At 58.8% G+C, this 22,635-nt stretch carries 21 protein-coding genes and 2 pseudogenes; 16 read left to right on the top strand and 7 right to left on the bottom strand.

Going from position 1 to position 22,635, the window contains the following annotated elements; all coding sequences use genetic code 11:
• Positions 1-16 precede the first annotated feature (16 nt).
• The 4 genes from FHT29_RS08395 to FHT29_RS08380 are packed head-to-tail and all read left to right on the top strand — an operon-like array spanning position 17 to position 3,457.
• On the top strand, positions 17-1,429 hold the full coding sequence (locus tag FHT29_RS08395; RefSeq protein WP_168599551.1) for a UDP-glucose/GDP-mannose dehydrogenase family protein: 1,413 nt from the start codon (positions 17-19) through the stop codon (positions 1,427-1,429).
• A gap of 1 nt (position 1,430) precedes the next feature.
• Complete coding sequence (locus FHT29_RS08390; RefSeq protein ID WP_168599550.1) at positions 1,431-1,970, top strand: DUF995 domain-containing protein; 540 nt, start codon at positions 1,431-1,433, stop codon at positions 1,968-1,970.
• A gap of 15 nt (positions 1,971-1,985) precedes the next feature.
• The gene (locus FHT29_RS08385; RefSeq protein ID WP_047554906.1) at positions 1,986-2,924 is read left to right on the top strand and encodes a glycosyl hydrolase; all 939 of its coding nucleotides are present in this window, start codon (positions 1,986-1,988) and stop codon (positions 2,922-2,924) included.
• A gap of 32 nt (positions 2,925-2,956) precedes the next feature.
• The gene (locus FHT29_RS08380; RefSeq protein ID WP_047554901.1) at positions 2,957-3,457 is read left to right on the top strand and encodes a DUF995 domain-containing protein; all 501 of its coding nucleotides are present in this window, start codon (positions 2,957-2,959) and stop codon (positions 3,455-3,457) included.
• Between the two features lie 133 nt (positions 3,458-3,590).
• Here FHT29_RS08380 and FHT29_RS08375 read toward each other — a convergent pair whose 3' ends face one another.
• The gene (locus tag FHT29_RS08375; protein ID WP_244655269.1) at positions 3,591-3,962 is read right to left on the bottom strand and encodes a hypothetical protein; all 372 of its coding nucleotides are present in this window, start codon (positions 3,960-3,962) and stop codon (positions 3,591-3,593) included.
• A 247-nt stretch (positions 3,963-4,209) separates the two neighbouring features.
• On the opposite strand from FHT29_RS08375, the pseudogene FHT29_RS34435 reads away from it, so the two are divergent.
• The 9 genes and pseudogenes from FHT29_RS34435 to FHT29_RS08335 form a co-directional block, all read left to right on the top strand.
• Positions 4,210-4,332, top strand: a pseudogene (locus FHT29_RS34435) (pyrroline-5-carboxylate reductase); the annotation flags it as partial.
• Positions 4,333-4,550: 218 nt separating this feature from the next.
• Positions 4,551-5,702, top strand: coding sequence for an ROK family transcriptional regulator (locus tag FHT29_RS08370; RefSeq protein WP_168599549.1), 1,152 nt, complete (start codon positions 4,551-4,553; stop codon positions 5,700-5,702).
• A 218-nt stretch (positions 5,703-5,920) separates the two neighbouring features.
• On the top strand, positions 5,921-6,736 hold the full coding sequence (locus FHT29_RS08365) for a DUF2189 domain-containing protein (RefSeq protein WP_047554895.1): 816 nt from the start codon (positions 5,921-5,923) through the stop codon (positions 6,734-6,736).
• Between the two features lie 103 nt (positions 6,737-6,839).
• Positions 6,840-7,226 (top strand): cytochrome c family protein, encoded by a 387-nt coding sequence (locus FHT29_RS08360; RefSeq protein WP_037200477.1) that lies wholly within the window; start codon positions 6,840-6,842, stop codon positions 7,224-7,226.
• Between the two features lie 234 nt (positions 7,227-7,460).
• Positions 7,461-8,276 carry a cytochrome c oxidase subunit II gene (locus tag FHT29_RS08355; protein ID WP_037200479.1) on the top strand — a complete coding sequence of 272 codons (816 nt, stop codon included), beginning with the start codon at positions 7,461-7,463 and terminating at the stop codon, positions 8,274-8,276.
• Positions 8,277-8,332: 56 nt separating this feature from the next.
• The gene (locus FHT29_RS08350; RefSeq protein WP_037200480.1) at positions 8,333-10,111 is read left to right on the top strand and encodes a cbb3-type cytochrome c oxidase subunit I; all 1,779 of its coding nucleotides are present in this window, start codon (positions 8,333-8,335) and stop codon (positions 10,109-10,111) included.
• Positions 10,108-10,812 (top strand): cytochrome c oxidase subunit 3, encoded by a 705-nt coding sequence (locus FHT29_RS08345; protein ID WP_047554892.1) that lies wholly within the window; start codon positions 10,108-10,110, stop codon positions 10,810-10,812. The genes FHT29_RS08350 and FHT29_RS08345 overlap by 4 nt, the downstream gene beginning before the upstream one ends.
• 12 nt (positions 10,813-10,824) lie before the next feature.
• The gene (locus tag FHT29_RS08340) at positions 10,825-11,547 is read left to right on the top strand and encodes a heme-copper oxidase subunit III family protein (RefSeq protein ID WP_037200512.1); all 723 of its coding nucleotides are present in this window, start codon (positions 10,825-10,827) and stop codon (positions 11,545-11,547) included.
• A gap of 10 nt (positions 11,548-11,557) precedes the next feature.
• Positions 11,558-11,890, top strand: coding sequence for a cytochrome C oxidase subunit IV family protein (locus FHT29_RS08335; protein WP_047554890.1), 333 nt, complete (start codon positions 11,558-11,560; stop codon positions 11,888-11,890).
• Positions 11,891-11,984: 94 nt separating this feature from the next.
• Here the strand turns inward: FHT29_RS08335 and FHT29_RS08330 are convergent, their stop codons facing one another.
• Genes FHT29_RS08330 through FHT29_RS08320 form a run of 3 tightly spaced genes read right to left on the bottom strand, consistent with a single transcriptional unit; the run spans position 11,985 to position 16,184 of the window.
• The gene (locus tag FHT29_RS08330; protein WP_037200486.1) at positions 11,985-12,665 is read right to left on the bottom strand and encodes a peroxiredoxin-like family protein; all 681 of its coding nucleotides are present in this window, start codon (positions 12,663-12,665) and stop codon (positions 11,985-11,987) included.
• Position 12,666: 1 nt separating this feature from the next.
• Complete coding sequence (locus tag FHT29_RS08325) at positions 12,667-12,885, bottom strand: hypothetical protein (RefSeq protein ID WP_131511906.1); 219 nt, start codon at positions 12,883-12,885, stop codon at positions 12,667-12,669.
• Between the two features lie 23 nt (positions 12,886-12,908).
• Positions 12,909-16,184, bottom strand: a complete 3,276-nt coding sequence (locus tag FHT29_RS08320) for an adenylate/guanylate cyclase domain-containing protein (RefSeq protein ID WP_047554888.1) — start codon at positions 16,182-16,184, stop codon at positions 12,909-12,911.
• Between the two features lie 79 nt (positions 16,185-16,263).
• On the opposite strand from FHT29_RS08320, the gene FHT29_RS08315 reads away from it, so the two are divergent.
• Positions 16,264-16,599: a hypothetical protein gene (locus FHT29_RS08315; protein ID WP_047554885.1), complete on the top strand. Its 336-nt coding sequence runs from the start codon at positions 16,264-16,266 to the stop codon at positions 16,597-16,599.
• 119 nt (positions 16,600-16,718) lie between these two features.
• Entirely contained in the window at positions 16,719-18,179 is a 1,461-nt protein-coding gene (gene gabD, locus FHT29_RS08310; protein ID WP_047554882.1) for an NADP-dependent succinate-semialdehyde dehydrogenase, read from the top strand.
• A 108-nt stretch (positions 18,180-18,287) separates the two neighbouring features.
• On the opposite strand, the pseudogene FHT29_RS34430 reads toward gabD, so the two are convergent.
• Positions 18,288-18,616: pseudogene (locus FHT29_RS34430) on the bottom strand (LysR substrate-binding domain-containing protein); the annotation flags it as partial.
• Between the two features lie 249 nt (positions 18,617-18,865).
• Between FHT29_RS34430 and FHT29_RS08305 the strand changes: the two are divergent.
• Positions 18,866-19,225, top strand: a complete 360-nt coding sequence (locus FHT29_RS08305) for a chemotaxis protein CheW (protein ID WP_037200491.1) — start codon at positions 18,866-18,868, stop codon at positions 19,223-19,225.
• A gap of 157 nt (positions 19,226-19,382) precedes the next feature.
• On the opposite strand, the gene FHT29_RS08300 is transcribed toward FHT29_RS08305, so the two are convergent.
• Together FHT29_RS08300 and FHT29_RS08295 are read right to left on the bottom strand one after the other, a co-directional pair.
• Positions 19,383-20,750: an LLM class flavin-dependent oxidoreductase gene (locus tag FHT29_RS08300; RefSeq protein WP_168599571.1), complete on the bottom strand. Its 1,368-nt coding sequence runs from the start codon at positions 20,748-20,750 to the stop codon at positions 19,383-19,385.
• Positions 20,751-20,807: 57 nt separating this feature from the next.
• Positions 20,808-22,625, bottom strand: coding sequence for a GGDEF and EAL domain-containing protein (locus FHT29_RS08295; RefSeq protein WP_168599548.1), 1,818 nt, complete (start codon positions 22,623-22,625; stop codon positions 20,808-20,810).
• Between the last annotated feature and the right edge of the window lie 10 nt (positions 22,626-22,635).

Raw genomic sequence — 22,635 nt, 5'->3', positions numbered from 1 at the left:
ACTGGCGCGAACTCAGATGAAAATAGCTGTTATTGGAACTGGATATGTAGGCTTGGTCAGCGGCACATGCTTTGCCGAATGGGGCAACAATGTCGTCTGCATGGACAAGAACGCTCAAAAGATTGCCGGCCTCCGACAAGGCAGGATGCCGATCTATGAGCCCGGCCTCGACGACCTGGTCAAACGAAACTACGCCGCGGGACGGCTGGACTTCACCTGCGACCTGGCCGAAGCAGTCAAAGGAGCCGCCATCGTCTTCATAGCCGTCGGCACGCCGACACGCGCCGGTCACGAGGATGCCGACCTTTCCTTCGTCTATATGGCAGCGCGCGAGCTCGCGTCGCTCATTGCCGACGACACGGTTGTGGTGGTGAAATCGACGGTGCCTGTCGGAACCGGGGATGTGGTGCAGAGGATCATCGGCTCGGTCCGCAAGGCCGACACCTTCTCCATTGCCTCCAATCCGGAATTCCTGCGCGAAGGCGTCGCCGTCAGTGATTTCCTCGCACCGGATCGCGTCGTCATTGGTGTCGAAGACGAGCGGGCAGGCAAGCGCCTCATCGAACTGTATGAGAGCATGGTCACGCTACAGAATACGCCCGTTATCATCACCATGCGGCGCACTGCCGAACTGATCAAATATGCCGCGAACGCATTTCTGGCCACCAAGATCACTTTCATCAACGAGCTGGCCGATCTGTGCGAACAGGTGGGCAGCAATGTGAGCGACCTGGCGCTCGGCATGGGGCTCGACAAACGCATTGGCGCGAGCTTCCTCACAGCCGGGCCCGGCTATGGTGGCTCCTGCTTTCCGAAGGATACCCTGGCGCTTCTGCGGACGGCGGAGGATTACGGGGTAACACTTGGTATCGTAGAGGAAACCGTTGCTGCCAATGACGCACGCAAGCGGCGCATGGCGCTAAAGGTAGCAGAGGCATTTGGCGGAGACATAGACGGTCTGACCATCGCTGTCCTTGGCCTCACCTTCAAACCCGACACCGACGACATGCGTGATGCACCTTCGGTGCCGCTCATCGAAGCGCTGCAGCGTATGGGAGGCCGCATCCGGGCTTACGATCCCGTCGGCATCGAGAATGCTGCAAAGGTTCTCGACGGAGTCGACTTCTTTGAAGATCCCTATGAATGCGCATGGAATGCCGATGCTGCCGTCATCGTGACGGAGTGGGAGACCATCAAGAAAATCGACCTGGTTCAGCTCAAACATCACCTGCGCCAGCCGGTCCTCATAGACCTGAGAAACGCCTTGGACGCGGACGCCGCCGAAGAACTCGGATTTCACATTTCGGCCGTGGGCCGGCCTGCCAGTACCGACGGCAGCCTACAGGAAATCGTCAAGCGACGAGACAGACAGCAGGCAGTCAAAACAGAAACGGTAGAGCTCGTCTCAATTGCAATGCGGGGGAAATAAGATGAAGCCATCAAACAAAAAGATCACCTTTGCCCGTGTAACAGCGACGGCATTCGCTATCGCCATGGGAATTGCAGGGTGGAGCAATGCTACCGCCGCCGTGGCAGGCACAAAACTGCCTGAAGGTACAAGGCTCATGACGGCGTTCGAACTCTACACGCTCTATCGTGACAAAACCTGGCAGTGGCCCGATGGCGCCGGGCGAATGCAGAATACCGATCGCCGGTTTTCCGCCTGGGTCGACGGAACAGGAGGCCAATCCTGGGCTGAAGGTCGGTGGATCGTGACGGATACAGGCCTCTTGTGCTTCGAGGCGGCCTGGCATGCGACAAACGGCAAGTTTCCAGCCAAAACCTGCTTCATTCATCGAATTCAGGATGGGACTATCTACCAGAAGCGTGAGGCGGGCGGAGCCTGGTACGTGTTTCGCCATGCTGTAGCCAAACAAACCGATGAGGCGGCGAAATTAATCGCCGACGATCTGGTCTCGCAGCGACTAGAGGTGGTGAAAGCCACCTTAGACGCGCACAAGACCGAATAAGGAGGAGTCAATCCAATGAGAACCCTAACCAAACTAACGGCAGCTATGCTTGGCACCGTCGCGCTCTGCGGCGTGGTCTACGCGGCCGGCGATGTTCTTGACGCACGGGCCGAGAGCCTGTTCCACGACAAGAGGCCGATCATCACACCGCAATCGCTTGCTTCCGGTGCCTATGACCCAAATGGGGACTTTACCAATGACCCCGACCCCAAGATCGAGCATCTCTTCCTCCCTTGGGAGGATGTCGATCTCTCAACCCTGAGCACGGCAAATGACTATGCACGCAAGCGCGGCCGTTCATTGCTGATTACGGTTGAGCCCTGGTCCTGGGCCCGCGACTGGCGCGTGGCACCGGACGATCTTCTCAACGGAATTCTGGCGGGTCGCTACGATGCCAACATGGCAGCGATATGCTCCACGGCAGCCAAGCTCGACAGGCCCGTCACCATCCGCTGGGCTCAGGAAATGGATGAAAAGAACGGGCAATTCACCTGGGCCTACTGGAAGCCGGACGGCTATATAAAAGCATATCGGCACGCCATCACCGTATGCCGCCAATATCTTCCGTCTGCCAAGTACATGTGGTCGCCAATGGGAAAAGAGGGGCTCGAAGCCTACTATCCCGGCAATCAATATGTTGATGTCATCGGGCTTTCGGTGTTCGGCTACCAACCGTTCGATCAACGCAAGCTCGGACGGGATTCGACGTTCGTGGAAGCAACCAAGCCCGGCTACAACCGCGTCAAGGCCTTCAAGAAGCCGATCGTTATTGCCGAGTTGGGTTATCAGGGAAATGAGGCCTATGTTCACGCATGGGCTGAGGAAGCCGCCAAACCGCACGCCGAATTTCCCGACCTGACAGCAGTCGTCTATTTCAACGACCGTGAAGTCTATCCCTGGCCGGATGGCCTGGGTCGGCCGGACTGGCGCGTTGCCAGCCCTCTGTTGAACTGACTGCCGCGGCGAACAGTTGAAGGAGAAACAAAATGTTTTCGTTCCGTTTCGTCATCTTGAACGCCGCGATCTCGATGTTGTTGCTGACCGGCCCGGCAAACGCCGCAACACAACATCAAATCGATAGACTGACCGCACGCGCGGCCAGTCAAGCAGATCCGATGAGCGCCGCCGCTCTAAAAAGACTCTATTCGGGGCGCTCCTGGATCTGGAAGGATGGTGCAGGGTTCTTCTCTCGTAACCACAACCATTTTACCGCCTGGTCGCACAAGGGTTCCCAAAAATCCTATGCAAAAGGCACCTGGTATGTGACCGATCGCGGCAAGCTCTGCATGAGTGCCTTATGGTACAGCGGAAAAACTGCTGCACGCAATGTTTCCTGCTTTCTGCATCGTGAGAAAGCCGGGATAATCTATCAGAAACGAGCGTCAGGCGGAAAATGGTATGTGTTCCGTCATAATCCAATCAAGCATGACGACGAGGTTCTGAAACTGCGACGGGGCGATAATGTCCGCAAACATCTGCCCGGTTGAAGTTGAATACTCAAATAGGGGCCATCGCTAGGATAGATGGACAGCCTGCTCGCTATCAGTTCTGTCCGAGTACCATCCGAGAAGCAACCCCTATTCTCTTTCGAGAGCAGTCTGCGGGAGCGCTGGGCTTACCTCAAAAAGCACTGCGATTGTGACAATGCGATGTTCTGCCGAAGCCGCTAGGCGTGCAAACATACGGCGCACCCTTAAAGTATTCCTCGGAAGAAATTTTGGTCGTCTTTGCCAGTGAACTTCCACTATAGAAGACGACATTATTCTTTTCGTATTTCTTCATATACAGTTGAATGGTCTTCTGCTTTGCATGCGCAAGTTCAGACGCGTTCGCATTGGCAGACAGAGCTAACGGGAAGGCAATCAGAAAAATTGCTGATATGGAACGTTTAATCCAATGACGATTGCGGCGTGCATTACAGAAATTTCGATTGGAATTCATAAGCTCCCCCTCGGTTAATCGCTTTTCTTCACCAATCCTGACAAAAATCATTGATGCGAACGCCATAAATACCCTGAACAAATTAATGAATTCGCCTGATTTCTTGTGTAGGCCTCAAGCTGGAAGCAATCGCAGCCGCCTGCCTCGACAGTTGCCGCGACTTCCACTGCAGTGACAGCTTTGGCATCTGTGACGACCACCAGCGCGCCTTCATCGGCCCGCCGGCGGGGAAATCGCCGACCCGATGCCACCGCCCCACTGGTCCTTACAGCAAGTTTTTCGATAAATCTCCTCATTTTCTCCGCTTCTCGAAAGTCTTGCACAGCGGGCGAACCGGCCAAACGCGGAAACGTTCAGCATGCTCAGCCGAGAGTTCGCCACAAGGGGCGGCCTGAATGAGCAGGTTCTGTCGGATCTCGAGACGAAAGCCAGAGATCGCCGCAACGCCGATATCGAGCTCCCAACACTCGGACAGCATCCCCTCTGCCATCCGTAAAATGCAGTCATCGCGGCTGGATCGGCCGTTCTTGATGAGGTAAGCAGGACCATCAAATTAGCGATTGAATTCGTCAGTTTGATAGAAGCAAGACACCTCCAGGCGGATTTCACGCTTGCCGTGTAAATCAAAATGATCTGAAAATGAAGTATGATCCGTTAGACCACGTTGCGGCACATTTTTTGCGGGATTTACAACCTAGACGGGTTGCCTCTCGCAACGAACGCGACCTGTTGCGGCTGATCTGGAAATCTCCCGGGATTGAGCGTTCTGACCTGACCGAACCGCTCGACCTTACCCAGCAATCTCTGCACAGGATTGTCGCGCGGCTTCACGACCGAGGAATGATTGCTTTTTCCCCGTCAGAGAACCGACGCCCTGGACCACCCAGTCCGGAGCTAAGCCTGCAAAAGGATTGGTGTTTGACGCTCGGCATCTCCATAAATGTCGGTTCGATCGGCCTCTGCCTCATGGGATTCGGAGAGCCTTTGGAGAACACGGAAATTCCACAGGCTGGATCCTCGCTGTCCGAGGAGATGGACCGAATAGGCGCGGCGGTCAAAGACATTCTCGCCCGCCGAAGCGCCAATCGGCGGGATGTCCTCGGCGTCGGTCTTGCCGTCGCCGGTCACCGTATGCTGGAGTCGGCGTTTAATTGCCCCCTGCCGCTCGCCCATTGGTCACTGATCGACCTGGCTCCTTTGCTTGGAGCAAAACTCGGCTTGCCGATCTGGGCGGACAATGTCGCCAGAACAGCAGCTTTAGCGGAGGCAATCTTCGGTGTCGGCCGTGAGGTCGCGGATTTCGCTTATATTGCCCATCTTCATGGCTACGGCGGCGGCCTGGTTTCCGGAGGCATGCCATTTCGCGGCAGTTTCGGAAACGCGGGCGAATTTTCCGTTCTCTTTGGGCAGCACGACTACGAGGAGCGTCCTGCTCCTAGCCTTTTGCTTCGGCATCTTCACGCCAACGGCCGCCCGGACTTGACGCTGAAGGACTTGAAAAGCGAAGATTTGGCGCAATGGCAGGGTGTTGCGGAGTGGGTCGACCGCGTCGCACCGGCGCATAATCGCACCGTCAACGCGCTCTGCGCGGTATTTGACCCCGCCTTGATCGTCCTTGGCGGTGAACTCCCGCATTCACTGGCAAGAATGCTTATCGAACGGACTGAATTTAATAATCTACCTCGGCATGGCGCCTTACGCGACGTCCCCAAGCTTGCCGTGGCGGAGGTAATTGATGCCCCTGGCGCAATCGGAGCGGCCTTGATCCCTCTATTCGAGACCGTCTTGTGATAGGCAAGCATCGTCTTCCAGGTATCCACGCCGGAAATCGCCAGTTGTAGCAGCGCAAGAAATGATGAGTATTTAATTTTTCTAATTTAAAGAATAGGCGACAAAGGCAACAAGATTTGATAGATTTACGATAGCCGGTTGCGGTTTGGCGTGTAGATAAAAATTTGCCGGGCGTCTTTGCACCGCTAGCCGGATTATGGCGTAGGAGGAGAGACGCTATGGCGACATTCCATGTCATGGCCGGTGCGAGCGGTGAATTTACGCGCCCGGAAGTCCGGAAGATAGGTGTCGCGGATCTTGTCGATGCGCTGAAGTCGGGGCTTAATGACTTTGGAGAGAAGCCATCTCATTACGTTTTTCTCTGTCTTATGTATCCGATCGCGGGCATTTTTCTGGCCATGTGGAGTTCCGGCGCTGACCTGCTGCCGCTGCTTTATCCCTTGATATCAGGCTTTGCGCTCATTGGTCCGATTGCGGCCCTCGGCCTTTATGAAATCAGTCGACGCCGCGAGCAGGGATTGGATAGCTCATGGCATCACGCCCTGGAGGTCCGTCACTCGCCGGCGCTGCCGTCGATCATTGCGGTAGGCCTCATGCTGTTGGCGCTTTTCGTCGCCTGGCTGATTATCGCACAGCGCATCTACACCATGACCTTCGACGAGGCAGGCCTCACCTCGATCTCGACCTTCCTGTCAGACGTGCTGACGACCCCGCGAGGCCTCTCACTTATGCTTTGGGGAAATCTGGCCGGTTTCATTTTCGCAATAATAGTGCTGGCGACGACGGTAGTGACCTTCCCGCTGATGCTGGATCGGGATGTCGGCGCAATTGCAGCCGTGGACGCGAGCATACGCGCTACGCTTAGCAATCCAGGACCAGTTGCACTTTGGGGGTTGATTGTCGCGGCGCTGCTCGTCGTCGGCACTATCCCGATTTTTGCCGGCCTTGCGGTCGTCATGCCAATCCTCGGGCATTCGACCTGGCACCTGTATCGAAAATTGATTGCACCCGTCTATCCGAACCGCATGCCTTGAATTCACAAAGGAAATTTACCCAGAGATCATCGTCCGAGCCGTTGCGATCTGCATGATGGGAGTCGTGTTGGTTGGGTTAGCGATGAAGAGAATGAGGATTGCCATGTCTTACCGTTTTCTTCCGATCTGTCTGCTTTTCGCCATTGCCATCCCGCTTGACGCTACGGCGCAGGAGGGCGACGCTACCGCAGGGGCCACCGTTTTCAAGAAATGCGCCATTTGCCATATAGCCGAAACCGACCAGAACAAGGTCGGCCCTTCGCTGAACGGTCTGTTCGGCAGAACCGCTGGAACACATCCAAATTTCGCCTATTCGCCGGCGATGCAGGAGGCGGGCAAGGCCGGCCTCGTATGGAACGAGACGTCGCTCCGCGATTATTTGCACGACCCCAAGGCGAAAGTGAAGGGCACGAAAATGACTTTCGTCGGGCTGAAGGACGATACCGAGATTACCAATCTGATCGCCTATCTGAAGCAGTACTCCAAATAGCGAAATGCCAAGCGTGGACGAGCTGTTTCCCGCGTTGCCGGTTGGATCGGGGGGCTCGGCTCAGCAACCTGACGCCGCCGATCCGTTCCCGCGGCGCCGATATGCCCCGGGCGTTTTGCCGGGATGAACCGCTGCCGTTACCGCAATTGCTCGCCTGACTTGTTCATGAGATAATACTAAAACGCTTCGCGATGGGATTGTGGAAATATTCGCTGCCGGGTCACGGAGGAGACGATGGCTGTCGTAGTGATTCTCGTTCTGCTGGTGGTGGGATCGATTGCGTTCCATCTGCTTAGCCCATGGTGGTGGACGCCGATCGCGTCGAACTGGAGCTACATCGACAATACGATTGTCATCACGTTCTGGATCACCGGCTTTGTTTTCACGGCTGTCGTGTTGTTCATAGCCTATTGCGTCCTCCGCTTCAGACACCGCGCCGGAAATCAGGCGGCATACCAGCCCGAAAACAAGCGGTTGGAATGGTGGCTCGCGGCGGGGACTGCGATCGGGGTGGCTGCAATGCTCGCGCCGGGGCTCTTCGTGTGGAAACAGTTCGTTACGGTCCCGGCCGATGCCAGCGAGGTTGAAGTCGTCGCTCAGCAATGGCAATGGAGCTTCCGGCTGCCGGGCGCCGACGGGCGGCTCGGTCGGGCGGACACGCGCGATGTGACCCCGGACAATCCGCTCGGCTTGAACAAGAGCGATCCCGCCGGAATGGACGACGTCATCGTCGAAGGCGGTGAACTGCATTTGCCCGCAGACAAGCCGGTAAAAATGCTTCTGCGCTCGATCGACGTCGTGCACGATTTCTACGTGCCGGAATTCCGGGCCAAGATGGACATGATCCCTGGTACGGTCACCTATTATTGGTTCACGCCGACACGGACAGGAACATTCGAGGTTCTCTGTGCAGAATTGTGCGGCGTCGGTCATCCGCAGATGCGCGGCACCGTTATCGTCGATACCGAGACCGCCTATCAAGCCTGGCTGCAGCAGCAACCGACTTTCTCGAAATCACTGGCGTCGGCGGAAAAGTCGGCGGCCAAATAAATGCCATGCGTACTTGAGGGGAAAAGCCGCATCGGAGGGAACAGGGAGGATGGAATATGGTCGACATTGGATCCGGCGCTGGGCAGGTCATCCAGCCCGCTGAAGTCGAGGACGTGGAGCTTTATCATCCGAAAAGCTGGTGGACGAAATATGTCTTCAGCCAAGATGCCAAGATCATCGCCATTCAGTATTCCTTGACCGCTATCTCGATCGGCATGGTGGCGTTGGTGCTGTCCTGGCTGATGCGGCTGCAACTCGGGTTTCCCGGCTACTTTTCGTTTATCGACGCGGAACATTATTATCAGTTCATCACCATGCACGGCATGATCATGGTGATCTACCTGCTGACGGCACTGTTCCTCGGCGGTTTCGGCAACTATCTCATCCCCTTGATGCTCGGCGCCCGCGACATGGTGTTCCCCTATGCGAACATGCTGAGCTATTGGCTCTATCTGCTCGCAGTCATCGTCCTGGTCGTCGGCTTCTTTGCGCCCGGCGGGCCGACGGGCGCCGGCTGGACGCTGTATCCGCCGCAGGCTCTTTTATCGGGGACGCCGGGAGGGCGTGATTGGGGCATCATCCTGATGCTGTCATCGCTGATCCTGTTCATCATCGGCTTCACCATGGGTGGGCTGAATTATGTCGTCACCGTGCTGCAAGGACGCACCCGGGGCATGACGCTGATGAGAATGCCATTGACAGTATGGGGTATATTCACTGCGACCGTCATGGCGCTGCTTGCCTTCCCGGCCCTCTTCGTCGCCGCTGTCATGATGTTGTTCGACCGGTTGCTGGGTACCAGTTTCTTCATGCCCGCCATCGTCGAGATGGGCGAACAGTTGAAGCAAGGGGGCGGCAGTCCCATCCTGTTCCAACATCTGTTCTGGTTCTTCGGCCACCCTGAAGTCTATATCGTCGCACTTCCTGCCTTTGGCATCGTCTCGGATCTGATCAGCACCCATGCGCGCAAGAACATCTTCGGCTACCGGATGATGGTCTGGGCGATCGTCATCATCGCAGCACTAAGCTTCGTCGTATGGGCACATCATATGTATGTGAGCGGCATGAATCCGAACTTCGGGTTCTTTTTCGCGACCACGACGTTGATCATTGCCATCCCGACGGCGCTCAAGGTCTACAACTGGGTGCTGACGCTTTGGCGCGGCGATATCCATCTGACATTGCCGATGCTGTTTGCCCTGGCCTTCATCGTCACATTCATCAATGGCGGATTGACCGGTCTATTTCTCGGCAATGTCGTTGTGGACGTGCCGCTTTCGGATACCATGTTCGTCGTTGCCCATTTCCATATGGTGATGGGGGTCGCACCGATCCTGGTGATCTTCGGCGCAATCCACCATTGGTATCCGAAAGTCACGGGTCGCATGCTGAACGTGGTGATGGGTCATATCCACTTCTGGATCACCTTTCTCGGCGCCTATGCGATCTTCTTCCCGATGCACTATCTCGGCCTGATGGGCGTGCCGCGCCGCTATTACGAGCTGGGCGAAACTGCTTTCATTCCACCATCGGCGCACACGCTGAACATGTTCATCACCGTCGCCGCGCTGGTCGTCGGCGCCGCTCAAATTCTGTTCCTGTTCAACCTCGCCTGGAGCCTTCGCTGGGGCAGGCCAGCGGGCGGCAACCCGTGGCGGGCAACGACATTGGAATGGCAAACGCCGCAAACGCCGCCGGTTCACGGAAATTGGGGCAAGGAGCTGCCCATCGTCTATCGTTGGCCATATGATTATAGCGTTCCCGGAGCGGACCAGGACTTCCTGCCGCAAAACCAGCCGGCTTTGGGCGAGCCGTCCGAGAGAGTGTCGCCATGAGCGCCATTCTCATTTTTCTGGCCGGGGTCGCCGGCATCATTGCCTGGTGGATGGCAAGGCAGCGGCTGACCTCCAAGCCCTGGCTGGAAGTGGGTCTGGCAGGCGATGCGCCGGAGATGCAGGGATCATCGGCGACAATAGCGAAACTCGGGCTCGGCATTTTTCTTGCCGTCATCGGTGCGCTGTTCACGCTCCTTATCAGCGCCTATCTCAGCCGCATGGGCGGCGCCGACTGGTGGGCCATCCCGATCCCGCGGCTGCTATGGGTGAATACGGCGGCCCTCGCCGCCAGCAGCGTGGCGCTGCAATGGGCGAAAACCGAAGCCCGCCTTGATCGCGGCGAGATGCTGAACACAGCTCTTGCGGTGGCGTTCGTGCTGGCCGTTCTTTTTCTCGCCGGGCAGGTTTTGGCGTGGCGACAACTGGTGTCGGCAGGCTATCTGCTCGCCGACAACCCATCAAACAGCTTCTTCTACATGATCACCGGATTGCATGGTCTGCACATTCTGGGCGGGCTTTTCGTACTCGGACGGACCGTAATTCGCGCCCGGATCAGTCCTGTGCTGACTGGAGTTCGCCTGAGCGTGGATCTATGCGCCATCTATTGGCATTTCATGCTCGCTGTCTGGCTGATCCTTTTTGCGCTCTTTGCCGGCTGGGCGAATAGTTTCGTCGATCTCTGCCGTCAATTGGTCACCTGAGGAGTTTCGATGATGACCGAATCCATGGAAAGACCGGTAAGTGATCCGCATCTGCGGTCCGCGGGACTGCGAGGCGTTGCCGCTGATCTGTCATCGGACCAGCGGGCGTTCAAGAACGTCTCCTGGGGCAAGGCGATGATGTGGATCTTTCTCCTGAGCGACACCTTCATTTTCGGGTGTTTTCTGCTGGCCTACATGACGGCGCGCATGTCGACCACCGTTGCTTGGCCCAATCCGAGCGAGGTCTTCGCCCTGACGATCGGAGGCAAGGAAATTCCGCTGATCCTGATCGCCATCATGACTTTCGTCCTCATCAGCAGCAGCGGCACAATGGCCATGGCCGTCAACTTCGGATACCGCCACGATCGCCGCAAGACTGCCGCGCTGATGTTGGCGACGGCAGCCCTCGGCGCGACATTCGTCGGAATGCAGGCATTCGAATGGACCAAACTGATCAGGGAAGGCGTTCGTCCCTGGGAGAACCCTTGGGGGGCGGCGCAATTCGGGTCGTCCTTCTTCATGATCACGGGCTTTCACGGCACCCATGTTTCGATCGGGGTCCTGTTCCTCCTGATCATGGCACGCAAGGTGTGGCGGGGGGACTTCGATCAGGAAAGGCGGGGATTTTTCACCAGCCGGAAGGGTCATTACGAGATCGTGGAGATAACGGGGCTTTACTGGCACTTCGTGGATCTGGTCTGGGTATTCATCTTTGCATTCTTCTATCTGTGGTGAGGATGGCATCATGGCACAACAACAGGCGCATTCGGGACAACAGCATCCGATAAGACTTTATATGGTCGTTTGGGGGCTGCTTTTCGTCCTCAGCACCTTCTCCTACCTCGTCGACTACCTCGGCATCCAGAGCTATCTCAGATGGTCTCTGATCCTCCTTTTCATGGTCCTGAAGGCAGGGCTGATCGTTGCGATTTTTATGCACATGGCCTGGGAGCGGCTGGCGTTGATCTACGCCATCCTGCTCCCCCCGGTGCTCGTGCTTGTCTTCGCCGCATTGATGGTGTCGGAATCGCACTACACATTCCTCACCCGACTGGCCTTTCTTGGGGGCGGTCCGTAACATGACAGACGATCCAACACACCCGTGACTGCCCCTAAAAAACAGTCTTGAATCCGATTTGTTCAGCTTTGGAAATCCCCAGAGTCCCCATGACCTACGCGGCCACGTTGGACGCGGCCGACATCAAATCTTGCGCCGCCGGCACGCCGAACATCTGCCGACCGTTGTCGGCAACCTCCGTGAAGCACCACCTGACGACGCCATTGCGATCGAGCAGGAATTCGCCGACGAGCTGGCCTTCGCCGCCGGCGATCATCTGCCGGTCGTCCTCGGTGAATTCGTAGCCGTCGGCCTTGTCGAGATACTCGGTCGCAGCCATCACGCCCATCGGCTCGGGAAGTTCCTTCGGCATGTCGATCTTCATCGACGTCAGCACATCCATTCCCACCTTGTGCGGCCACGCGGTTTCAGATTCGGTGAATTCAACATTCGGCAGTCCGAATGCCCTGTGCGAGATACGGTCCGGATCGGATGCGGCCAACAGGTTGGGCAACGGATGATAGCGGAAATACAGACGTGCGCGCTCGATCGGCGTGTTGACAACGGTCAGGCTGTCGATGCCCAGCTCACGCAGGTCGCCGGCAAGGCTCGCCATGGACGTGATCTGGCGCCGGCAAAACGGGCAATGAAGCCCGCGAAACAGGCCGACCAGCACGGGCCTTTGCCCGCGAAACTCGTCGATTGAGACCTTCCCCTGGCGGGTAATTGCGTCAAGTACGACGTTGGGCGCGTGATCGCCCGGCTGCAGGGGCCTATCAGTGAAGCTGTCCGGCATGTCATCCTCCCTCTCCGAGCGCCGCCTGTTCAAATGATCTTGGAAACGGCGCTCCAGCTCTTCCAATCGAGGCGAAATCATTCGCCGCGGGTGATGCCGCCCGAACGCAATGGCTCTCGACGGCGGTCTTGAGCATGATGTCGAACTCTACGAAGCGGTTTCGCACGCCACCATGCGCTATTTCTTTCATTCCAGATCCGATGAGGATTTCGAGGTCCATTCGATCCCAAGGTCCCGTCGGCTCTAGTCGAGAAACGGCAACACGACCAACGCGCCCGGGTCGAGCTGATGTCGGCTGCACACCTCCTGCGCCAGGGCAAAATACCGCTCGGCCTCGGCCATGTCGTCGTGTTCGAGATTCAATGTCGCCAAGCCATCATAGCATGGAAACAACAGTTGCGGCTCGCCAATTTCACGAGCCAGGTCGAGGGCCTCCTCGTAATACCTGCGGGCTAGATCCGGCCGACCGTGGCATTGGTGGATTTGCCCGAGCACGATCAACGGCACGGCGAGATGGTCGCGCTGATCAAGAGCGCGGTCGATCTCGATCGCTTTCTCGGCTGCGGGGATGCCCTCCCCGGCGCAATTGTCGGTGAAGGTGCAGCAGGCAACGGCAAGATTGGCGAAGAGGCGGGCCTGGAAGCCGAGATCGCCAATGCGGATGGCGACCTCCAATCCGCGTCGGCACACGGCGATCGCTTGCTTGGGGTCCACGATCGTGTAGAGCACGCCGAGATTGGAATAGGCACGGCACGCGGCGCTCAGCAGACCTGCAGCCTCGGCAACCACAAGGCTTTTCTCGACGGCTGCCACGGCGTCGCGATGACGGCCAAGTCTGGCCAGCGCCACGCCTTTGGTGTTCAACGCCTCGGCACCGGCCCGTGCTGCCTCGAGGCCCACGGGGCTCGAGGCCTCTGCGGATACGGCGCCGAGGCAAATCAAGGCTTCGTCCGCCCACTGCGCCGCAACCGCCTGGTCTCCCATCCGGAAGGCGAGGTGGCCGCGCTCCTGCAGCAGATGCGCGCGCTCGATCGGCTCGTCGGTGCCGTCGAGCAGGCCGGCAGCCTCGGCGAACAAGGCATCCGCCAGGTCGCGTCGACCGGTGTCGAGGTTGAGACGTCCGAGCTTGCGCAAGATCCGGGCGGCAGCGGCCCGGTCACCGGCAGCACGATGGACGGCCAGCGCAAGGCCGTAGTGATCACGAGCAGCGTCGCGCTCGCCGTTGGGGCCGCAGAGATCGGCCAGCCGCTCGTCGAGCGCCGCTTGTTCGGGCATCCTCTCCGGTTGCTCGGGGAAGGCGGCGAGCGCCTGGCGATAGAGTCGCATCGCATCGTCATTCGCATAGATCTTGCGGGCCAAATCGCCGGCCGCCATCAGATACCCGGCGCCCTTGCGCGTTTGAGCGGCCTTGCAGAAATGATGGCCGAGCTGCGCCAGGTCTTCCAGCCGATCCGGTGCCCCACGATGTAGACGCTCCAGGCTGCTGGCGATGCGACCGTGGAGCTCCTTGCGGCGTTCGAGCAAGAGGTTGTGGTAGATGACATCGTGCAGCAGCGTCTGCGTGAAGCGATAGCCGGGCGACGATTGCGCCGAGGTCTCGGCTACCTCATCGATAATCTCGGCCTGACAAAGGAAATCGAGCCTGGTGTCGAGCGATGCCGGGTCCGCCGCGATGGCGCCGAGGAGCTTTTTGTCGAAGCGCGGGCCGATCGCCGACGCCTCCTGCGCCATCCGCCGCACCGCGGGCGGCAAGCGGTCCACGCGGGTCAGCAACATCGCCTGCAGGCTCATTGGGATCTCGTTGCCGATATCGGCGGCTGTCGCGCTCCAGCTTTTGCCATCGAAACGCAAGGCTTCGGTTTCGATCAATCCGCGGACGATTTCCTCGATGAACAGCGGGTTACCGCCAGCCCGATCGAGAATCCGCTTGCGCGTTGCGGCCGGGATGCCGTTCGCCCCACGGAAGAAGGCCTTCAGCAGTCCTTCGCCATCCTGATGGCGCAAGGGAGCAAGGCGCAGGAATGTCAGGCTGGTGCGGTTCGATTCAAGCCCGTCGCTTTCAAGCGTCGGCCGACAGGTCGTCAGCATCATCAGCCGGCTGCGTTCCAGCCGGTCGAGCATGAATCGCAACGCCACCAGCGATGCCGCGTCGGCCCAATGCATGTCCTCCACGATCAGCAGCAGCGGGCTGCGGGACAGGCGCCGCTCGAAAATCGTCCTTGTCGCATAGAGGATCTGCCGCCGCAGCTGTTCGGGTTCGACATGCTTGAGTGCGCCGCTCGGGTCGCCTAAGCCCAACACGTGGAAGAACAGGGGCGTCAGCCGGGCGACATCCTCCACGCCGAAGCCGAGTTCTCCAAGACCGGCCGCGAGCAGCTCTTCGGTTCTCGCCGCCGTGTCCCGTTCTGCAATGCCGTACGCGCTGCGCAGAACAGCGGCCAAGGCGCCATAGGATTGTTCGCCGAGGGGGGAGCAGGTCGCGCGCCGCACCACGACCGCCTGAAAGCGCTCGTCCTTTGCCGCCGCCTCGACGAAATCGTCGACAAGCCGCGATTTGCCGATACCGGCCTCACCGATCAAGCGGACGAGTTGGGCGTTGCCGTTGCACGCAAGATCGAGGCAGCCGAGCATCCGCGCGAGCTCCGTGTCCCGCCCGATCATCGGCGCCTGGAGGCCATAGCTCTCGAGGCCGCGTGCCGTGTTCGGCGCCTCCAGCGGTGCAAGCAGGCGGTGGACGAGCACGTTGCCGCTCTTGCCCCGCAGGACCTGAGACCCGAGGCTTTCGAATGCGAAGCCATGACGGGCGAGGCGGTGCGTCAAGGGGCCAACGAGGATTTCATCCGGTCCAGCCATGGATTGCAGTCGCTGGGCCGTGTTCACCGTATCGCCCGTCACGGAATAGGAACGGGCGTTGGCGGCGCCGAAGCCGCCGGTCACCACTGGCCCGGTGTTGATCCCCACATGCAGGCGCAACGGTACGCCGGCGCGAGACTGCCAGCGATCCCCGACGCGTCCCGCCCGCACGATCATGTCGAGGCCGGCGCGCAGCGCCCGTTCCGGATCGTCTTCATGAGCAACCGGCGCGCCGAACAGGGCAAGCAATGCATCGCCGACGAACTTGTCAACGAAGCCGCCGTAGCTTTCGACCGCCTCGGTCAGCTCGTCGAAGAGTTCGTTCTGCAGAGCTCGCATGACCTCGGGGTCGAGCTTCTCGCTCAGCGTGGTGAAACCGCAGAGATCCGCAAAGAGAACGGTGAGCGGGCGCCGGTCGGCTTCCGTGTCGGACGCCGCCGCCCGTTGCAGGGGGCCAACGGACGAGGTGGACGTTGTGACCTCGGCGGGAACCACGGATTGCGCGCGTGCGCCACCGGCAACGGCATTGCCGCATTTCGGGCAGAAGGCAAAGTCCGGCAGGCAGGCTTGGCCGCAGCTGGCGCAAGAGATCGGCTGCCTTGCCCCGCATTTCGGGCAAAACGCAAAGCCGCTCTCAATCGCAAAACCGCAGGCGGAGCAATCCATCGAAGCCAATCTCCCGAAGACCCATGGAGCGCCGGCTCAATTCCTCGGCGCTTCTGGCAGGCCTACGTCTGCATCGAGAATGAACCTCCAGCGTCGGGCTGGCAAGAATCCTGTGATGTTGTTGTGCGTGCGCGACCTGAAGGACATGATGGCCGAGCGCGGCATCGGCGTCGATCATTCGGATCCATCACTGGGTCGTGCACTTTGCATCCCTGCTGCGAATGTGCGGGGCGGTCATGGAGACGCGGTTGCAGAGGTGATCGCCAGTGAAGGCATGCCGACGAAGCTGACGTGTCACGGCATCTGGGACGAATATAGCTTGATGGCGCCGACAACCCATCTATATGCCCAGTATGAACAGGACGCCAAGGGCATCCGGCAACGTGCCGCTCGACATCTTGAGAGAGCTGCGTAAAGTCGGCAAAACTTGGCAAGCACTGCATTTGATGAAGTCCGGCAAGGCTCTGGCAAACAGATTGCCGCCGCCCGGTTCATAATAGGCTCCATGGAACTGGAGCGCCCAGAGGAGGAAGAATGCTCTCTCATCTCAATGACTCATCATTGTTCCGGCAAGCTGCCTTGGTCGGCGGCGAGTGGATCGAAGCCGATCCCTCCAATGCGATCAAGGTCGACAATCCTGCGACCGGCGAGATCATCGGCCTCGTTCCCAATCTGGGCGCCAACGAGACCAAGAAGGCGATTGCCGTGGCCGAGATCGCCCAGAAGGAATGGGCCGGCCGTACCGCCAAGGAACGCTCCGGCATCCTGCGCCGCTGGTTCGAGCTGATGATGGAAAACCAGGATGATCTCGGACGCATCCTGACAGCCGAACAAGGCAAGCCGCTCGCAGAGGCCAAGGGCGAGATCGCCTATGGGGCGAGCTTCATCGAATGGTTTGCCGAAGAGGCGCGCCGCGTCTATGGCGATATCATTCCCGGCCACCAGAAGGACAAGCGCATTCTTGTCATGAAGCAGCCGATCGGCGTCGTTGCCGCCATCACCCCCTGGAACTTCCCGAACGCCATGATCACCCGCAAGGCCGGTCCGGCCTTTGCCGCCGGCTGCGCCATGGTGCTGAAGCCGGCCTCGCAGACGCCGTTCTCGGCGATCGCCATCGCCATCCTTGCTGAGCGTGCCGGCCTGCCGAAGGGCCTCTTCAGCGTGCTCACGGGTTCGGCGCGTGCCATCGGCGCGGAGATGACTTCAAGCCCCGTTGTGCGCAAGCTGACCTTCACCGGCTCGACCGAAGTCGGTGCCGAGCTCTACAAGCAGAGCGCGCCGACCATCAAGAAACTCGGGCTGGAGTTGGGCGGCAACGCGCCTTTCATTGTCTTTGACGACGCCGATCTCGATGCCGCCGTCGAAGGCGCGCTGATTGCCAAGTTCCGCAACAATGGCCAGACCTGCGTTTGCGCCAACCGCCTCTATGTTCAGGACGGCGTCTACGACGCCTTTGCCGACAAGCTCTCGAAGGCCGTCGCCACGCTGAAGACCGGCAACGGTTTCGACGAAGGCATCAATCTCGGCCCGCTGATCGACGAGGCGGCTCTCACCAAGGTCGAGGAGCATGTCGCCGATGCGCTCGCCAAGGGCGGCCGCATCGTTGCCGGCGGCCATCGGCACCAGCTCGGCGGACGCTTCTATGAGGCGACCGTACTTGCCGACGTCACGCCGGCCATGGCCGTCGCGAAGGAAGAAACCTTCGGGCCGGTCGCTCCCCTCTTCCGCTTCAAGGACGAGGCCGATGTGATCACCCAGGCCAACGATACCGAGTTCGGTCTCGCCTCCTATTTCTACGCCAAGGACCTTGCCCGTGTCTTCCGGGTCGCCGAGGCACTGGAATACGGCATGGTCGGCGTCAATACCGGGCTGATCTCGACTGCCGAGGCCCCCTTCGGCGGCGTCAAGCTCTCCGGCCTGGGCCGCGAGGGCTCCCGCTACGGCATCGAGGAATTCATCGAAATCAAATATGTCTGCCTCGGCGGCATCGCCTGAATCTAAGGCTGGCTAATCTTCACCCGCAATACGGCTCGAAATAGCTTCCAACCGCCGGGATCGTGGCACTTTTGGATGCTTTTTCACAACGAACCGGGCTCGGTCCTTTTAGGGCAGGCTCGCCATTTTACTCGGGCACTGCTTGAGCCGCTCGACGAGCCAGCGGCCGGCAGGCCCTGGCGGTGCGGATGTCGGATAGACGGCAGACATCGGCAAGTTGAGACTGCCCTGCGGCACGTCCTCGATCGACAGCTCCACCAAACGGCCTTCGCGATATCGCGCTGAACGGTATGCAGCGGCATGCCGCCCCAACCCAGCCCATTGAGAAGAAAAGCGTTCTTGGCGAAAAGGTCGGCGAGGCGCCATGTCGCTGACGACATGACGCCGAACTCGCGACCCGCCGACAGCTCTGATCTATCGGTGAGAACGAGGTGGACGCATCGTCGATCCGAAGGATTTGGCCACTATCCGGGACGATGTGCCGGGTCGTTTCCGAAAAGGCAATCAGTCGTTAAACTTCTATGTAAATTATAAAACACTAATCAATGCGGGCATTCTATTTTGAGCGTGTCTGGCCGATACAAGTTCGGCGGCATCATGATTGTGCCTAGGCGCCCTTAAGCAGGGTTGCCTCAGTCGGCTGCACTTTTGACCGGATAATCTCAAAAGAGGTCCAGGTGTTTTCCATGCCTCTATCAGGCTATTTTCGCGCAGCCACAGCCGTGCGCGTGCACGACACTCTGTATATGTTCGTTGACGGAACCATTGTCGCTCGCGCGGACAATTGGCGACCGCTCGGCAAAACCCACGATAAGCGCCGTGCCTTCGGTCACTCCTCATATCGCGGCGAATTGGTACCGGTCTATGACTTGGCGGTCATGCTGGGCCGGGAGCCCTCGAACAGTTGTCAGATCGTCATCGTGAAAATGAAGGAAGGATATGTTGCGTTTGTGGTTGACGAATATATCGGAAGCATTTCGGCCGTCGACGACACCATCCGTCTTTCGCACCTCGACATTTTCCACCGCGTGCAAGAGGCGGCGTGAGGCCGCCTCGGCAACTACCGACGAGAAGGCGGCCGAGCGGTGGGCATCGGATAGCCGCGACTTGAGCGGAGATGAGCTTGGCTAGCGCCAGGCACCATCAATCGGGAGCTCTGGCAATCAGGAAGGGTCTGGCTTCGGGCAGACCCTTCCTGGCGTGTTATCCTCTGGGGCGGCGATAGGACGCGCCTATATGCCGATCCGGTAACCGGTCGCCTTCGCTAAAGAGTTTTCGCCGAAGCGCGCCTTCCGCATAGGCTGTCTTGTAGATGCCGCGATCCTGCAGGGCCGGCACGACGATATCGATGAAATCCTCGAAGCTTTCCGGCACTACGGTGCGGGTAAGATTGAAGCCATCGATTTCGCCCTCGTCGATCCATGCCGAGAGCTCGTCGGCGACCGTTGCGGCATCGCCGACAACAACCGGATAGCGACCACCGATGGCGAGCTCTTGCAGCAGCTGCCGCTTCGTCCAGCCGCGCTGCTGCGCGATTTGCGTAGCCGACTGACTGGCGTTGGACGCTCCGTAGGCGATGGTCTCATCAAGATCGTAGCGCGAGAAATCGATGCCCGTGCTCGCCGAAAAATGTGCAAGACCCGCCTCCGGATTGGCGTAGCGCAGATACTCGGCATGTTTTTCCTGCGCCGCGGCGGCAGAATGGTCGGTTACGACGGTCATGCCGAGAAATATCTTCACGTCGTCAGGCTTTCGTCCGGCAGCGGCGACCGCTTCGCGCAATGTGCGGGCGGTTGCGCGTGCCGCATTCTTGTCGGTCGCGGTGATGAAGATGCATTCGGCATGACGGGCGGCAAACTGCCGACCGCGACCGGAGGTACCGGCCTGATAGAGAACCGGGGTGCGCTGCACCGACGGCTCGGCGAGGTGATAGCCTTGTGAGCGATAGAATTGCCCTTGATGGTCTATCGGATGGACCTTTGTCGGGTCGGCATAGACACGCTTCTGCTTATCCGCCAGAACCGCATCATCCTCCCAGCTGCCCTCCCAGAGCTTGTAGAGGACGGTGAGATAGTCATCGGCGCGATCATAGCGGCTGTCATGCTCGACTTGGGCGTCCAGGCCCAGTCCTCGCGCTGCACTATCGAGATAGCCGGTAACGATATTCCAGCCTATGCGCCCATTCGTCAGGTGATCGAGCGTCGAAATGCGTCTGGCAAAGATATAGGGCGCATCGGCGCTGGCATTGACGGTAACGCCGAAACCGAGATGTTGCGTCACCGCCGCCATCGCGGAAACGAGCAACAATGGATCGTTGACCGGCAGCTGGATGGACTCGCGCAATGTCAGATCGACCGAGCTCTGGTAGACATCATAGACACCGAGTATGTCGGCAAGGAATATGCCGTCGAAGAGGCCGCGCTCCAAAGTGGCGGCGAGCGAGGTCCAGTAACTCAATGTCTTATAGCGATCGGATTGATCCCGTGGGTGAGCCCATAATCCGTGATTGATGTGACCAACGCAGTTCATGTTGAAGGTGTTGAGCAGGATCTGTTTTTTCTTGGTCACCATATTGTCCGTCATTCCGATCTGGATCGCCGCCTGGCGCGGGTCTCTTCTCGGCAATCGCTAGCGTCTTGAGGAGCGGCTCGCTTTATGTCTTGTTGGCTGGTGCCAATTGCCCGAGTTTGCCGGCAAGGAGAGCGTAGCATAAGTTTTGGCATCAACGGCTTTCGAATAAAGATATCCTTGCGCCAGCTTGCATCCCATCTCTTTCAACAGCGCAGCATCCACAGATGTCTCGACGCCTTCTGCGATCACATCGATATCCATACGTCGTGCGATACCGACCATTCCTTCGACGATTGCAGCAGCACCGTTGTCACTCTGCATTAGCTTGGTGAATGATCGATCGATCTTGATGATGTCAACCTTGACCTTCAACAGGTGTGAAAGCGCCGCATATCCCGTCCCGAAGTCGTCGAGAGCAATCTTGAAGCCTATCGCCCTCAGATCGATGATGGCGTTGCGAATAGATTCCGCCCTTTGTTCGAGATAGACGGTCTCCGTCACTTCGACGATTACTTTTTGCGGCTCAAGCCCGGCCCGATCAGCGAAACGCAATAGTCGTTCCTTGAGAACGCCTGCCTGAAAATCGGCCGCGGTTACGTTGATGGCAATGTGGCCGATGTCAATGCCTCCCCTGCGCCAGCCGACGAGATCGGACACCATCTGATCAAGCATGCGACTCGTGATTTCCGAGGCGATATGAGCGTCATGCATCGCCTCAAAGAATTCAGCGGCTGATGCGTGGCTTCCGTCAGGCCGTCTGATGCGACAGAGCGCCTCTGCGCCGACAAACGTCCCGGTCTCCAGGTCCACGACAGGCTGATAAAACGGTACGATTCTGTTCTCTGCCAGAGCGAGCGTAACATCACGGATCGCGTCAAAGCGGGCGGTGATTGCCGTTGCAACCGTATCGTCGAAGATCTGAAACAGTCCCTTCGCGACGTCCTTGGCATGATAAAGTGCAATATCCGCTTGATGTCGCGTAACATCCATTCTCATGCCAGCCTGGCACAAGGCTCCGCCGGCGGTCGCGAGCGGCAGCACGGTGTGCCCGCCGCAGCATGCCGGCGCCTTGAGAACCTGGAGGCATGCTTCAGCTACCTGCCTGAGGTCGTTGGCGTTACGGGCCCGGCATATAATTGCGAACTCATCGCCTCCGACGCGGAACAGACGGTGGGCAACGCCTCGCAATCTTACTGCCACTTCCTTGATCAAATCGTCGCCGGCGCGATGGCCAAAGGTGTCGTTCGTAAATTTCAAATTATCGAGATCAAGCAGTATGAGGCCCAGCCCGTCTCGGGTGATCTGGCTCGCATGGCGATCGAAGGCCGCTCTGTTCGGCAGGCCGGTCAAAACATCGTGGTAGGCAAGCCGATGCCGCTCCATCGCTCGAGTATGACGTTCTATGGCAATGGCACAGAGATGAACCGAGGCTTCAACGAGCTTCTCTTCCATCTTGGATGGGCCGCGTGCCTCCTCATAATAAAAGGCAAAGGTGCCAACAACGGCTCCATCACTCTTCTTTATCGGGCTCGACCAGCACGCTCTATAGCCGAGCGGTTCGATCAAATCCCTGAACGCCTCCCACTTTTCATCCAGGAAAACGTCATGGACCGCCACTGGTCGCCCAAGATATGCGGCTGTTCCACAGGAGCCTACATTTGGGCCGATTTCGACACCGTCGAGGGCGCGCGTATAGGCCGCCGGAAGCTTCGGACCGGCGAGCGGACGAACCACACCGTCCTCCACGAGCAAGACCGAACAAGCGATACCAGGAACCTGCTCTTCGATCAGGCGGCACAGACGGTCAAGCGTGGTATCCAGTCGCCGACCGGAAGCAATCATCTCAAGTATTTGGTTCTGCAGCTTGACGAGCATCGGGGGCGTT

This window comes from Rhizobium sp. SG741, from assembly GCF_012275435.1.
GTDB classification, from domain to species: Bacteria; Pseudomonadota; Alphaproteobacteria; order Rhizobiales; family Rhizobiaceae; genus Rhizobium; species Rhizobium lusitanum.
The sequence above is the reverse complement of the archived record's forward strand: the minus strand, read 5'-3'. Positions and strand labels throughout refer to the sequence as shown.

Bases quoted from the DNA above. Each gene is read 5' to 3' on its own strand.
- FHT29_RS08385 (WP_047554906.1), top strand. From the start codon at position 1,986: ATGAGAACCCTAACCAAACTAACGGCAGCTATGCTTGGCACCGTCGCG.
- FHT29_RS08315 (WP_047554885.1), top strand. From the start codon at position 16,264: ATGAACCTCCAGCGTCGGGCTGGCAAGAATCCTGTGATGTTGTTGTGC.
- FHT29_RS08345 (WP_047554892.1), top strand. From the start codon at position 10,108: ATGAGCGCCATTCTCATTTTTCTGGCCGGGGTCGCCGGCATCATTGCC.
- FHT29_RS08380 (WP_047554901.1), top strand. From the start codon at position 2,957: ATGTTTTCGTTCCGTTTCGTCATCTTGAACGCCGCGATCTCGATGTTG.
- FHT29_RS08300 (WP_168599571.1), bottom strand. From the start codon at position 20,750: ATGGTGACCAAGAAAAAACAGATCCTGCTCAACACCTTCAACATGAAC.
- FHT29_RS08340 (WP_037200512.1), top strand. From the start codon at position 10,825: ATGACCGAATCCATGGAAAGACCGGTAAGTGATCCGCATCTGCGGTCC.
- FHT29_RS08370 (WP_168599549.1), top strand. From the start codon at position 4,551: ATGAAGTATGATCCGTTAGACCACGTTGCGGCACATTTTTTGCGGGAT.
- FHT29_RS08320 (WP_047554888.1), bottom strand. From the start codon at position 16,184: ATGGATTGCTCCGCCTGCGGTTTTGCGATTGAGAGCGGCTTTGCGTTT.
- FHT29_RS08395 (WP_168599551.1), top strand. From the start codon at position 17: ATGAAAATAGCTGTTATTGGAACTGGATATGTAGGCTTGGTCAGCGGC.
- FHT29_RS08390 (WP_168599550.1), top strand. From the start codon at position 1,431: ATGAAGCCATCAAACAAAAAGATCACCTTTGCCCGTGTAACAGCGACG.
- FHT29_RS08350 (WP_037200480.1), top strand. From the start codon at position 8,333: ATGGTCGACATTGGATCCGGCGCTGGGCAGGTCATCCAGCCCGCTGAA.
- FHT29_RS08330 (WP_037200486.1), bottom strand. From the start codon at position 12,665: ATGCCGGACAGCTTCACTGATAGGCCCCTGCAGCCGGGCGATCACGCG.
- FHT29_RS08335 (WP_047554890.1), top strand. From the start codon at position 11,558: ATGGCACAACAACAGGCGCATTCGGGACAACAGCATCCGATAAGACTT.
- FHT29_RS08365 (WP_047554895.1), top strand. From the start codon at position 5,921: ATGGCGACATTCCATGTCATGGCCGGTGCGAGCGGTGAATTTACGCGC.
- FHT29_RS08325 (WP_131511906.1), bottom strand. From the start codon at position 12,885: ATGGACCTCGAAATCCTCATCGGATCTGGAATGAAAGAAATAGCGCAT.
- gabD (WP_047554882.1), top strand. From the start codon at position 16,719: ATGCTCTCTCATCTCAATGACTCATCATTGTTCCGGCAAGCTGCCTTG.
- FHT29_RS08355 (WP_037200479.1), top strand. From the start codon at position 7,461: ATGGCTGTCGTAGTGATTCTCGTTCTGCTGGTGGTGGGATCGATTGCG.
- FHT29_RS08360 (WP_037200477.1), top strand. From the start codon at position 6,840: ATGTCTTACCGTTTTCTTCCGATCTGTCTGCTTTTCGCCATTGCCATC.
- FHT29_RS08375 (WP_244655269.1), bottom strand. From the start codon at position 3,962: ATGATTTTTGTCAGGATTGGTGAAGAAAAGCGATTAACCGAGGGGGAG.
- FHT29_RS08305 (WP_037200491.1), top strand. From the start codon at position 18,866: ATGCCTCTATCAGGCTATTTTCGCGCAGCCACAGCCGTGCGCGTGCAC.
- FHT29_RS08295 (WP_168599548.1), bottom strand. From the start codon at position 22,625: ATGCTCGTCAAGCTGCAGAACCAAATACTTGAGATGATTGCTTCCGGT.